Annotated in this window: 10 protein-coding genes; 6 read left to right on the forward strand and 4 right to left on the reverse strand. The window is 34.2% G+C overall.

Annotated features, from left to right (window positions below):
- Positions 1 to 875: 875 nt before the first annotated feature.
- Positions 876 to 1,973 (reverse strand): transposase, encoded by a 1,098-nt coding sequence (locus ACN6MX_RS02355; protein WP_419961082.1) that lies wholly within the window; start codon positions 1,971 to 1,973, stop codon positions 876 to 878.
- Between the two features lie 1,212 nt (positions 1,974 to 3,185).
- Here ACN6MX_RS02355 and ltrA point away from each other — a divergent pair.
- Positions 3,186 to 4,958 carry a group II intron reverse transcriptase/maturase gene (gene ltrA, locus ACN6MX_RS02360; RefSeq protein ID WP_419962536.1) on the forward strand — a complete coding sequence of 591 codons (1,773 nt, stop codon included), beginning with the start codon at positions 3,186 to 3,188 and terminating at the stop codon, positions 4,956 to 4,958.
- A gap of 795 nt (positions 4,959 to 5,753) precedes the next feature.
- On the opposite strand, the gene ACN6MX_RS02365 is transcribed toward ltrA, so the two are convergent.
- Complete coding sequence (locus ACN6MX_RS02365) at positions 5,754 to 7,202, reverse strand: GMC oxidoreductase (protein WP_419961083.1); 1,449 nt, start codon at positions 7,200 to 7,202, stop codon at positions 5,754 to 5,756.
- A 447-nt stretch (positions 7,203 to 7,649) separates the two neighbouring features.
- Positions 7,650 to 8,489 carry a site-specific tyrosine recombinase/integron integrase gene (gene xerA / locus ACN6MX_RS02370; protein ID WP_419961084.1) on the reverse strand — a complete coding sequence of 280 codons (840 nt, stop codon included), beginning with the start codon at positions 8,487 to 8,489 and terminating at the stop codon, positions 7,650 to 7,652.
- Positions 8,490 to 8,619: 130 nt separating this feature from the next.
- Between xerA and ACN6MX_RS02375 the strand changes: the two genes are divergently transcribed.
- The 3 genes from ACN6MX_RS02375 (at position 8,620) to ACN6MX_RS02385 (ending at position 10,292) form a co-directional block, all read left to right on the forward strand.
- Positions 8,620 to 8,964, forward strand: a complete 345-nt coding sequence (locus tag ACN6MX_RS02375; protein ID WP_419961085.1) for a DUF6176 family protein — start codon at positions 8,620 to 8,622, stop codon at positions 8,962 to 8,964.
- Between the two features lie 63 nt (positions 8,965 to 9,027).
- Positions 9,028 to 9,420: a hypothetical protein gene (locus ACN6MX_RS02380; RefSeq protein ID WP_419961086.1), complete on the forward strand. Its 393-nt coding sequence runs from the start codon at positions 9,028 to 9,030 to the stop codon at positions 9,418 to 9,420.
- A gap of 404 nt (positions 9,421 to 9,824) precedes the next feature.
- The gene (locus ACN6MX_RS02385; RefSeq protein WP_419961087.1) at positions 9,825 to 10,292 is read left to right on the forward strand and encodes a hypothetical protein; all 468 of its coding nucleotides are present in this window, start codon (positions 9,825 to 9,827) and stop codon (positions 10,290 to 10,292) included.
- 147 nt (positions 10,293 to 10,439) lie between these two features.
- On the opposite strand, the gene ACN6MX_RS02390 is transcribed toward ACN6MX_RS02385, so the two are convergent.
- Positions 10,440 to 11,675, reverse strand: a complete 1,236-nt coding sequence (locus ACN6MX_RS02390; RefSeq protein ID WP_419962537.1) for an IS110 family transposase — start codon at positions 11,673 to 11,675, stop codon at positions 10,440 to 10,442.
- A gap of 137 nt (positions 11,676 to 11,812) precedes the next feature.
- On the opposite strand from ACN6MX_RS02390, the gene ACN6MX_RS02395 reads away from it, so the two are divergent.
- Complete coding sequence (locus ACN6MX_RS02395; RefSeq protein ID WP_419961088.1) at positions 11,813 to 12,700, forward strand: AMP-binding protein; 888 nt, start codon at positions 11,813 to 11,815, stop codon at positions 12,698 to 12,700.
- Between the two features lie 35 nt (positions 12,701 to 12,735).
- Entirely contained in the window at positions 12,736 to 14,085 is a 1,350-nt protein-coding gene (locus ACN6MX_RS02400) for a non-ribosomal peptide synthetase (RefSeq protein ID WP_419961089.1), read from the forward strand.
- Positions 14,086 to 14,161 lie beyond the last annotated feature (76 nt).

A 14,161-nucleotide genomic window follows, 5' to 3' on the forward strand; every position in this document is an offset into this window, starting at 1 on the left:
ATTATGTATCTACATTGATTAAGTTAATTTGATATTAGTAAGTAAAGGTTAGTAAGTTTAATACACGTTAGACAATTCTATCCTTGGAATAGAATAATTGAATGAGAATAAGCCCTGTGATGAAATCTAATACAGGGCTTTACTTTTAGTTGAGGATGTGTAATTCATTATTTTTTGAACAACATAGTATTCTTACTAATTTTGGCTACCTAGTGACATTTTCTGTTAAAAACACTTCTGAAACATGAAAATACAGGAAATTTTTTTATTTCAATTTTACAATGCCGAAGGATAGACCCATACCCGGAAAACCATCTATTGACCTAAGACAAGTCATTCATGAAGTAATAACTCGTTATGCACTGATTCATAGGTTACCAAAATTTATTAGAATTCTACTCAATTGTGATGTAATTTTTTATTTAGCTAATTTTATTAGAAAACTAATCGTGTCTTAAAAGGCTATATTTATTAAATAGAAAAGACAACTTAAAAGTCATTTAGAATAAAAGCATTTTTAAATAAAGAAATACTATTAAGCTCTAGTATTAATAGTTAGATAAAATTGGTAATATAGTAAGGGGTAAACAAATATTATGGGGGGATTATATGAAAAAAATTCGGATCCAAAATTTAAGAAGCTTAAAAGATACTAATGACATCGAACTCAAACCTGTCCCCTTCAAAAAGTAAAATTTCGAAAAAATTGCGATTAAATCTCCAAATTTGTAGTGTGATTTCTTTTTTATTGTGAGCTGTATGTTTATTCTAGACGGGATGAAGTGGACACATACGGTGGAATGGAAAAAGTGGAAAAAGAAATGCATGACAAAAAAGCCTTTCTCTGAAGGGTTTTAAAAATTCATTGTGAGATGTTAAGCTACTTTTTTGTATGTATGATAAAGCCCGTTTAACACAGGTGTTGTTTCTAATTTTGTTTCCGCAGCTTTTGTCGGAAGATACACAGGCGAAGGAATTGGTGTTTTCCCTTCTAATCCTTGATGTGTTCGGTTGGTGTTATAATAGTCTTTGATATATTCATGAAGTATTTTATGCAAGTGTAATTGGTTTAGTGGTATGATTTGATCTAATAATTCGCGTTTGATTGTTCCAATTACTCTTTCTGCATATGCATTTTGCCACGGTGAACGATAGGCTGTTCTCTTAGTAGTGATTCCCGGTGATGATAGAAATCGCTGAAAAGCCTTTGAACGAAAAATAGGATCATTATCATGAATGAGATATTTAGGTGCTTCCCCAAATGGCGTTGCATTTCTGAACTGTTGAATCGTCCACTCTGCAGTAGGGTTATATGTAACTCCGAAAGAAATAATCTTTCGAGTTCGATGGTCAATAATTACTAATACATAAAGTATGTTGAACGTTAAAGTTGGAATCGTAAAGAAATCTGTTGCCCAAGTAACTGACTGATGATTTTTAAGGAATGTCTTCCATGATTGAATTTGTTTTTCTGTAGGCGGTTTTCTTGTACCCGGAATATATTTAGCAATTGTATTTGGTGCAGGAGGTTTTTCAATTCCTAGTAGTTGTAGTTTCTCATGTATCTTCTCAGGTGATAACAATGGATTATCATGATGGACTCGTTTTATGAGCTTAATCGTTTCTGGAGATATTCTTGGTCGTCCTGGTTTGTTTGATTTACGTCTCCAGTGTAATTTGAAAGCCGATCGATGCCATTTTATGACTGTTTCAGGTTTGACAAGAATCAAGTGAGATTTCCAGTTTACCAAATACTTAGAAAGTATAACCCAAAGCTGTCTAAAAGCTGGAGTCGGAGTCGGTTTGGGCAGCTGTTGTTTTTCGAAACGTTGTTGATACCGTGCTAATTGACTTCGGAGAGCAATATTTTCAAGTTTAATATCTTTTGAAGATTTAAAGAAAAGCGAAAGAAAAGACATGAGATAGCTCATCCATTCTTTAAAAAATACGTATAGAGAACGAATAATCGACAAAATAAATCAACTCCTAAATAAAGAATATTTATTATTCATTCTAAATGAGATGATAGGAAGCTTCAATAGAATAAGAGTATGAGAGTAAACGTGCTTGCGTAAATTCTCTAGAAAATTGCGATTAAATTGAAATATAAAGATGTTGAAATGGAGCATTGTTTAGTTGTATTGTATTAGTTAGGTTACCAAGTTTGTTGCATAAATGAGGTATTTTGGAAGTTTCCAATACAAGAAAAAGAGCCGGTATATTATATTAGTATCCTGTAATTGAAAAATTAAAATAAAAAAATGAGCCCCAATTCGAATGTGAATTGGGGCTCATTTTTTTGGTTAGGCGAAAAACTTAAATATCTAAATCTAAATATCTACTAGTATTTTTATAATTCCAAGCAATTAATAATTCCATCAATATTAGTACTCTTTGGGAAATGTTTGCCTTCTTCATATTCCTTTAAATAAGCTTGTGCTTTTTCGATAATATCATTTAAATTGTTTTCAATATCGAAGAATCAAATGATGAGGTAACGCTCTGAAGGGTTCTCTCTTAGTCGATTAGCACTGGATTTAGTAAGAATGATCGTGTTATAAGCTCGGTGAAAAGGCGTGAGAAATTACCGTAACAGTCTTGGCTGACGAAAGCCTACCCGCGGGGGTGGTGTAATTCATGATGCTTGAGTTGAATGAATATGGTGAGGATGCGAAGAAACCTATAATAAATGGTTAAGCTGACAAACTTCTGGATGTAAGGGTCTATACCTGCGATACATAGAAATGTGTATATCACCAAATTGTGAGGTTAGCAGTGGATGAGTAAGACTAACTAATATGAAAATCCATGATATGTTACAGGCATATGAACGGCTAACAGGCTTAGAGGAAGCACCTAAGTTCATTCAATAATAGATATAATTCAACGTTGTAAGCTGATAACGTGGAGGACTTACTTTTAATGAAACGTTGGCTAGGAAAGCAGTAATGATATTAGTTACTGTATAACTTGTCTTAATATCAGTGAAAGTGGTGGCACAGTACCAATGAAATGTTCAATCCACATGGAGGGATAGCCACTAGACTAATAAAGATTTATTCAACCAAGTAAGGCAGTTCTTTGTCGATTAATAAGGTTCTTGTGAGACTAATAGAGGTTTAACTCCGAAAGGAGTCACCGACTTATTGAAACGGAAGAAACTGAGACACAATGAGTATTATAGTATGCAAGAATGTTTCGATACACTTTATGCTCAAAGTGTCAGTGGTCATCACTTCTATGACTTGACAGACTTAATGAGTTCTGAAGAAAATATACGTCTTGCCTACCGAAATATTAAAAGAAATAAAGGTAGCAAAACTGCTGGAATAGATAAACTAACAATCAATGATATTCTTCATATACAGGTAGAAGATGTAATAGCAAAAGTTCAAGCTATGTTTAGATGGTACAAACCACAACCAGTTAGACGGGTATTTATTCCAAAAGGGATAGATAAAACTAGACCTCTAGGGATACCTACTATTTGGGATAGAATTTTTCAACAATGCGTACTACAAATTTTAGAGCCGATTTGCGAAGCTAAATTCCATAAACATAGTTATGGATTTAGACCGAACCGAAACACTCATCATGCCAAAGCTAGGCTCGAATTTCTGATTAACCAATCCGGACTACATCATTGTGTGGATGTAGATATTAAAGGGTTCTTTGATAATGTAAGTCATAGCAAACTTTTAAAACAAATATGGTCACTAGGTATCAGGGATAAATCCCTTCTTTCTATTATATCTAGGTTATTAAAAGCAGAAATTGTAGGAGAAGGTATTCCTACAAAAGGTACACCGCAAGGTGGCATTCTGTCGCCTTTACTATCTAACATTGTGCTAAATGAATTGGATTGGTGGGTTAGCGACCAATGGAAAAAATTTGAAAGCAGATATACTTATTCGACCAATGGTAGTAAATATCAGCACTTAAAGAAATCGAGTTTGAAAGAGTGTTTTATCGTCCGTTATACGGACGACTTTAAGGTCATGTGCCGAACAAGGTCACAGGCAATTAAAATGAACTATGCATTAAAATATTTCTTGAGCGATAGATTACACTTGGAAACAAGTGAAGAAAAATCAAAGGTTGTGAATTTAAAGAAAAACTCTTCCGAGTTTCTAGGTTTCTCAATAAAAGCCGTAAGAAAAGGAAGAACGAGATTTGGGTATGTAGCAAAGTCCAATATGTCAAAGAAGGCTAAAGTAAATGTTTTCCAAAAGATAAAAGATGCCATAAAAGCCATCAAGAGGAAGCCTTGCACTCAGACCGTTTGGAATTTTAATACCGTTGTAATGGGTATTCAAAACTATTACTCAGCTGCAACTCAAATCACCATTAATTTGAATGAGTTAAATCTACATCTACGCAAGACGTTATACAATCGCCTAAAGAATATTAGAACAGAGGCAAGTTTCGGTGAGATGACTAAAACTTTACAGAGGCGGTACAAGGGTTACAAGGCTAAACTGTATAAAATACAGGATATGGTTTTTGTCCCTATTCACGCTCAGAGATGGAGAAAAACATCTTGTTTCTCTCAAGTAATTTGTAACTTTACAGTCGAAGGAAGAGCAAAAATTCATAATAGCCTAAAGGCTATTGATAAAAGTACGCTCTCTTACATCATGAGAAACTACATTCCAAATAGATCTATTGAATACAACGATAACAGAATCAGTAAGTTTGTAGCCCAGTATGGTAAATGTGCTATTTTGGGAGAAGAATTAGGATTTAATGATTGGCATTGCCATCATATAAATCCCTTCCATGTTTCAAAAGCTGATAGTTATTCAAACTTAATAATTTTGAATAAGACTATCCATCAATTGATACATTTGAAAGACAAAGCAAAAATTGAAAAGTTCTTAAAAGCTGTAAAGCTTTCAAATAAGCAAAAAGAAAAAGTAAATAACTTACGACTGAAATGTAACAATGAAATAATCTAACTTTGGAAAATAAGTACTCGTCTGCTTAATACATAGAAAGAATAAATTGGATTAGTTGGAACGCCGTATGCGGTGATAGTCGCACGTACGGTGTGAACAGGGGGAAAAGCTGGAGATAACTTCAAAGGCTTACCTATCTGTATGAATAACTGCTTGCAAAATTCTGATGTTTAGCTAAGGCTTTATCTGTTGAAGTTTTATTTATTAGGGGGGTTATAAAAATTCTTTAAGAAATGTAAATGTTTGCCAAAAGAAGTTGGCATTGGGCAAGTTACATAGGTGTTTTATGTGTGTCCCATATCGCTAGGTCAGTTCACTCCATATTTTTAGCGAGGAATTAGACTTTTAACCTTCAACAATCGCGCCCTTTAATGGAGTATCATACAGGAGTTTTACAACATCAAAAAGAACATAAAAAGAAAAATCCTGTTTAAATTAATACAGGATTTTAATCAAGCTTATTTTAAATTCACACCACACATATCATATCTAAAATGTGTGGTCCTTTTAATTTCAAGTGGTTTACTTATATAACCTAAATATTTACGAAGGATATAATGGTCAATGATTAGGCAGACAATTAGTAAATAGAATAGCAGAATATCAAGATATTCTTGCAAATTGAAGAATTTCAAATATATTCGAATATACTATCTAGTAAAAAAGAACCCCTTCTCATTAAAGAATGGCGGCCATTAAAATACATTCTATAAATTAACCAGGCAGACAAAGCATAATACTTGTTTGGCTATATTAAGTTAAGATTGATGGACAACCTGTATACATTTCAAACTATTATCCTGACTGTCGAACAATATGATCTGCTAGTCTAATAGCCAAAGCAGAGTTAGAAAGAACGGGGCCAGCCGCAGTTAGGCTAGGAAGAACACTATTATCCGCTACAAATAAACCTTGAACACCATGTATTTGACCGTGACGATTTGTCGCTGAAGTATTGGGATCATCTCCCATTCTACAGGTAGAGGCCTCATGCATGTCAGCACCTGGAGGGCGAAGAACTAAAGAAGACTCATCAAGAGTTACTCCCATGGCTTTTGCTGATCGTCTAATTCCCTCTTCCACTTGCTTAGCAGTTTGCCTATCCCTATCACTTAAGGAATACTGAACTTGCTGCCAAGGTACACCGTATTCATCCCGATCATTAGGATCAATATATACCCTATTTTCTCGTCTTGGCTGCACTCTGCCAAAAGTTGCGTATACAACCATGAGCTGATCTGGTAATACCTTATCTTCAAATTGCTGGTATGACCAATACTGATTTGGTCCTAGTATCTGGATGTGATATGGATCCTCATCCGTTTCAAACTTTAATATAGAAAGATTTCCAATTTTATCTGAAAATTGTCTTCGGCTAATCGTTCCAATCCCAATCATCGACACATGTCCTGTCAAGTAATGGCCAATTGCCGGTCCTGGAATTCCTGAATTAAGCAGCAGTCGTGGAGTCTCTAGGGTGCTAGCGGAAACAACCACATTTTTTGCACGGAGTGTGTGTGACCTCTTATTAGCATCAAATACTTGTACGCTTTGGACCCTATTATTGGGAGCATTCACTTTATATACGTATGCATCCACTGCAAGATCATAAAGTCTATCAAAACGAGCTGCCGCCAAAGCATTAATAGAACTATACCATGGATTTGAGTGGATTTCCCCTTGATGTGATGGTGTCATATCAAAAGCCAAAGGCATGTCATCAGCTTCTAAAATTCCTCCAGCATGTAGTCGATTTAAAAGATTCTTTTGCATGGACGAACCTTTCGCATAATCCCTTGTTACATGCAATAATTTTTCTGCCATTCCATAGTAAACGTCCAACTCTCTCCGATTAATTGGCCATTTGTTTAATTCAGAACGAATAGGTCTTGGAGTTGCTGCATTCCAGAATAATGACCTACCTCCAAGTGCATAAACCATTGTTGCACCGGAAAATTGAGGTAAGCGTTGTCCTAATGGAGTTGAATTACTTGGAACCAGTTCATCCCTTGATGTATTCACATTCTGAGTTGGGATATTTTGTGCATGGGAATGAAACAATTTATCTCCTTTTTCCAGAATTCCAATCTTCTTAGCCCCTTGATTTTTCCACAATTCACAAAGTCTTTGTAAGACTGCCCCTCCGCCTGGACCAGATCCTACAATAAGAACATCGTATTCTGTCCCTGACATTTCATCAAGGGTTTTTGTTGGAATCCAATTATTCTTATATCTCACGACCATAATGGACACTCCCTTCTAACAAATGAAATACAGTTAAGGATATGTTCTTCCGCTTAATTTAATGAGAAAAGGACCACCTTAAAATAGGTTTCCTTACAAACTTAATAATAATTCTTCACCAATTGATCCATGACCCAGTTCGTTCTAGCTCCGGAGACTCCAGTCTTGGCATTTATCATCTTGCCCAGTTAATTCAGCTACAATCGTTTCCAATAGAGGTTGATGGACATGCTGTAATGGCTCGAAGCTCCATTCCTTCGTTTAATTAGCTGTCGTCAACACAATCGGATCATTTCCAAAAGTAAATGAATTAACTTGGTAGTTTTAATGAATCTTCAACTAAAAGTAGCTTTACTTCAAGAAGGAGTAACGCTGTTTCCTTATTCAACTAACGAGTGCGTTAGTCAAATAGAGCAACGTCCTTTAAGACGTTGCTCCTTTTTGCATTTAAAAGTACTTCTGATAATACTCTTTCCTTAGCCTTCCACTTAATTGAGCATAGATCCTAGTTGTTTCACTTTTCTCATGACCCATAAGACTTTGTATGACTTCGATAGGAGCCCCATTATTCATCAAATGAGTTGCGTAGCTATGTCTAAGTTGGTGGGGGTGAATCTCCTTATTAATTTCCGCCCGATTGGAGATCCGCTTGATGATGTATCGCATTTGGGCGACACTCATTTTGTGTGGCTGTCTGGCTGTTACAAAAATAGCAGAGTTGTGATCATCACGGCTTTCTATGTAGCGTTTAAGCCATATATCGCAACGTGTATTAAAATAAACCTCCCTTTCCTTGTCGCCTTTTCCTCGAACGATCGCAGATTGATTAGACCAATTAATATGGTTCTTTTCTAACGCAACTATTTCTCCAATTCGACATCCGGTAGAAAACATGAATTCAAAAATAGCTTTTTCCATTGGAGAATGACAGGATTCACGAAGGTGTTCAATCTCCCGTTCGGTTAAATACTTGGGTATTCGTTTCCCTACTTTGGGTTCTTTAATTTTGGAAGTTGGATTCTTACTCAAGTAGCCTTCTTCATGGGACCAACGAAAAAATGATTTCATAAAGCGGATACGGTGTGCAAGACTAGCCGGTTTTAAATGCTTGCCGGATATAGCGAGATAATCTTTCAGTTTATTTGTATCCAGTAATTCCATCTCTACATCCTTAAAATAATCAATTAGAAGCGATGACTGTAATAGATAGGCCTTCAACGTTTGTGGCGAAAAGCCCTCTATTCGCTTGTCCGCTTCAAATGAAGCCCATGCTTTTGACAGTAACAATTCCATTCCCCCTAAAATAGTAATATTAAAAGGATTATTGCCAATTTAATAGAATTATAGACATAGGGCGTATTTTTACTAACCCAGGAGGTTAGTTTAAGAAAATTAAATATGGAAGGAATGTTTAACAGTGAATATTGAATGCACGCGATATCGAGTGAAACAAGGTAAAACAGAAAAAGTAAATGAGTGGTTAGCCTTTTTGAATGAACATATGGAAGATGTACTAGTTACCCTTGAAGGCGAGAAAATGTACATAGAAACGATTTTTCGAGAAGTACTAAATGGAGAAGAATATTTGTATTGGTATGCTGTTCAAGGGAAAGGTGTGATTGATGTAGATGAATCAGAACATTGGATTGATATAAAACACATTGAATATTGGGATGAATGTATTGATGAAACCTTTCAACCCGTAAATTTACAAACTGAAGTAGTGATGATTCCTGAAAAAGTAAGAGCTTCTATGAAGTAGGCACTTAGGGGTAAAGCCTTTGTTCTTATTGAACTATTGGGGCAGTAAAATGGGGGTGAATTTTTGAAAAGAAACAAAGTAATAATTTTCATTATATATGTGACTTTTTTATTGTGCTTAGTGTGGATTTTATTTCCCAATAAAAGTGCAGAAGTAAAAAGTTTCACCTATGAGATTGAGGAAAACAATGAAGAACTTATTATTGAAGCTAGCTATCAATTCACTAACAATACAGGCAATTTTAGTTATGCAACTATTGTTTTAGACAGTTTTTTTTATCAACGACTTAAGAATCCAGAATCTATTGAACCCATTTTTTTAAACGGTGGAGTATCTGGTTCTACAAGAATAATTATTAACAAAGAGGACTTAACTTCAGACTTTATTGAATCGTTAAAATCAAAGGAAAGAAATCCTTTTCATGCTATAAGTATAGGTGAAGAAATTATTTTGTAATAACTCAACTAACGGGGTGCTTTAATTAACCTGTTAGTTTGTATTAACAGGGGTGGGAGTATATGTTTAAAAAAAAGGAAGATAGAATGTGGGTTTATTTGGCTGTACCAACGTTTATTATAGGAATCATCATTATATATTATAGCGAACGAGATTATTATCAGTGGATTCTAATTTTTGCGTTTTTGACTATTTATTATACATAGCGTTTTCTTTACAGGAGGAAACAGAAGAAAAAAATAACCCTTCTTAAGCTAACGGGTGCTTTACTTCAAGAAGGAGTGAAGCACTTTTCTTATTGAACTAACGCGGCAGTCTAGTTTGAGAAGAAGCCGATAAAAATAATAGGTTTGTGTAACAGTAGGTTAAATCTACACGTCTATACCTTTAAAGGGGGAAGGTTTATGAAAAAAATTCTGTTTATATTATTAATTCTTATAAGTTTTACTATTACGGGGTGTTCAAGAGAGGGATTATCAGGTGGAAAACCACCAGAAGTCAATATAAATATTGGAAATGAAAATTATGAAACAAAGCTAGGTACTTATTGTTGGAAAGATGAATGTGTAGATACTGTTGGACCTGTTGAACTCTTGAAGGGAAAAGTGCCTATTAAAGTAAACCCAGGAGAGAAAGTATCTTTTTTAATGGAATATGAACCAAAGCCAACTGAATTCCATCTTATGAAAGTTAGTGAAAGTGATGAAAATGAAAATGAAGATGAAGTATTGATTGAAGAAAATAGCTTTACAGCACCTACTCGAAAAGGAATTTATTATTATTCTTCTTATGGCGTATGGTGGATGGATGATAAGGAAGAGAACTTATCTCATGGAGATGCTTTTTACGCATTTGCTCTAGAAGTAAAATAATTCTTATTCAACTAAACCAGCCAATAGTTTGTCAATATTTATTAATAAAAAACAAAATATTTCATGCTATACTAAATTTGTGCATGCCAAATAACCTTTCAATTTTCTACGTTTGGAAAGGTTTGGGCTTTTAGTTATATTTTAACACTAGGCCAGATCTTGGAAATCTGATTTGCTTTTTAAAAGTGCATAAATCCAATGTAAAAGCTTGTTTGCACATGCTATTACAGCTACTTTAAAGGGCTTGCCTTCTTCACGTTTCTTATCATAAAACTCCCGTAATCTCTTATTGCGAGGAATGATTTCATCTGTCGTTTTCTTCTTACGACAATCACGAATGGCACTTTTAACGGCCATATATAAGGCATGTCGTAGTCTACTAGAACCTCTTTTGGTAATCCGATTCAAAGTACCTTTGAATGTACCAGATTCAAAAACACTTGGATCAATTCCTGCAAAGGCAACTAGCTTTTTAGGATGATTAAACCGTTCAATCTCCCCAATCTCCGAAATAATCGTTGCTGCGATTTTCTCACCGATACCGGGGATGGATTGGAGAATCTTATATTCTTCCATACTTTTCGCTAAAGCATCTATCTCTCTTTCCAGATCTGATAGATGTTTTTTATATTCCAGAAGCATCTTAATATACAAATTTATGCTTAAGATAAGACTATTATACAAAGTTTTCTGGAATGGGTTGCGATCTGCGGCAGCCTTTAACTTTTCTGACTGACTGTTTGCCCATTTTTGAGAACGACTTTTACAGAATTCCTTTATTTTTTTGGCGATTGTTTCTTCACTTGTTCCCATCACTTCCTCAGAAGTAGGAAATACTTGTAAGGTCAGTAAGGAGATATCTGAATAAAGATCTCCAAAAACCCCACAGTATTCAGGAAATACTTGATCTAAAACGGATTGGAATTGTAGTTTAGTTTGTACATACATACCTGTAATATTTTCATGTTGTCTTGTAAGATGACGTAAATTTAAGAGTTGGATTCCTCGCTGTTTATAAGGCTCTAGGTCCTCTTTATAAAACATCTCGCAGAGATGACGAGCGTCTATGATATCCGTCTTTACTTTACGTAAACTTGAACTCTTTGCTCGATACGAAACGAGTGGATTAACCATGATTATTAAATATCCTCTGTCTTCGAAAAATTGGAAAACCGGCGTATGATAATGGCCAGTAGATTCCAAAACAATAGGGGGCCTTTCTCCAGAAGCCTCTTCTATTTCTCTAATAAACTCTAAAAGAATTGTTAGTCCTTCCAGTGTATGTGCTACTTTAAAGCTCTTTTTGTACGGTTGCTTTTTATCCAAGAATGCTTGAACCTGACTTTCGCCTTTTGCCACATCCAGACCAATTACTGGATTCATCATTATTTTCCTCCTTGCCATACAATTAACCGGTAACCCCTATTCCTCCATGTAGTGTCATAGCTTCGCTTGTTATACGAGATCAGAGTCCCAACCAGCCTCAATCATGTTTCTACAAGTAGGGGGCGAACTGTTTAGTGGACGGGATCATTAGCCCCACGGGTGCTTACGTTCTATTTGAAAATGATATTGAAATAGGAAATTGGCTCAGAGCTATTCAAAATAAACAGTGGGAATTAAGAGAATATGAGCATAATTCACTTAGCGATATAAAAGAATGGAGTGAAATGGAGAGCAGTACCCCTCTTTTTAATCAAATATTTGTATTTGAAAACTATCCTTCCATTGATAAAAATATTGAAAAGAAAAATGAATTAGTCTTAGAAAATAAAAATTCAATTGAGCATACCAATTATCCTATGAGTATCACAATTAAGCCCGGGAAACAAATTGAATTTGAAATCAGTTATGTAGAGAGTGAATATTCGGGTGAATCAATTAGTAGAATTTTGGCTCATTTGAAAAATGTCGCTTTAGAACTTTCGAATAATTCCAACTCGTCACTTAACGATATAAAGATGCTGGGAGAAGAAGAAAAACATAAGATTATTAATGATTTCAATCACGAAATCAGATTACCAGAGAGAAAATGTAATATAGTTTCAATTTTCGAAAAGGCAGCTAATGAGAATCCCTATGAGGTTGCAATAAAATCAGGAACTCAATGTATTAATTACAAAGAGTTAAACCATAAATCCAATTTGTTAGCTTATTCTTTAATAAGAAATGGTGTTAGAAAAAATGATTTCATTGGTCTATCAATGAATAAATCGATTGATTTATTTGTTGGACTCCTAGGAATATTAAAGTCTGGGGCAGCCTATGTACCTATAGATCCAACTTATCCAAAACACCGAATTTCTCATATGATAACCGACTCTAATATTAAATTAATTATATCAAATGATGAAGTTCAAAATGAACTTAAAAATTATTCATGTAACTTATTCACAATATATCTGTAGATAATAAATTAAATAAAATGTCTTCTCTCCCGGATATGAACTCCAATGATGTATGTTATGTAAATTATACATCTGGCTCTACCGGGAAGCCAAAAGGTGTGATGGTTACACATGGAAATCTGGTGAATATGTATAGAGCTTGGGAAGATGTATACAAATTATCGGAAACTAATTCACATTTACAAATGGCTAATTTATCATTTGATGTATTCACGGGAGATTGGGTTAGAGCTCTATGTTCAGGTAAAAAACTCGTTTTGTGCGAAAAAATTCAATTAATGGATCCTAAGAGTCTATATAATTTAATGAAAGAAGAACGAGTAGACATAGGTGAATTTGTTCCAGTTGTATTACGAACATTAATTAGCTATTTAAATACTGAAAATAAGTCATTAGATTTCATGAAATTAGTGATTTGTGGTTCAGATAGTTGGTACACGAGTGAATATAACTTTTTTCAAAAGTTTATTGGTTCAAATACGAGATTAATAAATTCTTTTGGTTTGACGGAAGCAACTATAGATAGTTCATATTATGAAGGGAAGGAACTATCAAGTGATGAGGAAAAACTTGTACCTATTGGGAAACCTTTTAACAACCAACAAATGTTTATTTTAGACGAAAACCAAGAATTGTTACCAATTAATGTTTCTGGTGAATTGTATATTGGTGGAGCTGGTGTGTCAAAAGGATATGTTAATAATGAAAAATTAAATAAAAAATCATTCTTTATAAATCCGTGGGACAAGAATAATAAATCTTCTATGTATAAAACTGGAGACATGGCAAGGTTTTTAGAGAATGGCAATGTGGAATTATTAGGAAGAACTGATAGTCAAGTTAAAGTTAGAGGTTTTAGAATCGAAATAGGTGAGATAGAATTAGCACTTAAGAGACATCCTCTAATTGATAAGGCATTCGTTGTAGTTCAAACTGAAAATAAAGATAACAAAGTTATTGTTGGATTTATACAAACTTTAAAATCTTTAAGTAAGACTGATTACACAAATATAAAGGAATTTCTAGCTGATTATTTACCCTGGTATATGATTCCTTCATTTATTAAGGAATTAAAAACTATACCATTAACCCCTAACGGGAAAATTGATAAATTATCCTTGCCCTCTTTAAGAGAAATAAAATCACATTTTGTTCAATCTTATTCTGCGCCTATTAATGAAAATGAGAAAAGATTACAAAAATTATGGGAAGAGATACTGAATATTGAAACTCCAAGCATTGAAGAAAATTTTTATGATCTTGGTGGAAATTCATTACTGGCTATTCAACTCACCTTTAAAATAAAGAAACACTTTAAAGCTGATATAACTATAAAAGATGTAATGAAATTTCCAACGATAACTAGCTTTGCGAAACTTTTATAATTCACTAATTTTACTAAGAAGAATCCTGAAATCATCAGGTTTCTTCTTCAATTCATATTAATTCGAGGAGTAAATG

This window comes from Psychrobacillus sp. BM2, assembly GCF_048572895.1.
In the GTDB taxonomy this organism is placed as follows: domain Bacteria; phylum Bacillota; class Bacilli; order Bacillales_A; family Planococcaceae; genus Psychrobacillus.

Excerpts from the sequence above, each read along its gene's own strand:
- ACN6MX_RS02390 (WP_419962537.1), bottom strand. The coding sequence starts at position 11,675 with ATGAATCCAGTAATTGGTCTGGATGTGGCAAAAGGCGAAAGTCAGGTT.
- ACN6MX_RS02365 (WP_419961083.1), bottom strand. The coding sequence starts at position 7,202 with ATGGTCGTGAGATATAAGAATAATTGGATTCCAACAAAAACCCTTGAT.
- ACN6MX_RS02400 (WP_419961089.1), top strand. The coding sequence starts at position 12,736 with ATGAACTCCAATGATGTATGTTATGTAAATTATACATCTGGCTCTACC.
- ltrA (WP_419962536.1), top strand. The coding sequence starts at position 3,186 with ATGCAAGAATGTTTCGATACACTTTATGCTCAAAGTGTCAGTGGTCAT.
- ACN6MX_RS02385 (WP_419961087.1), top strand. The coding sequence starts at position 9,825 with ATGAAAAAAATTCTGTTTATATTATTAATTCTTATAAGTTTTACTATT.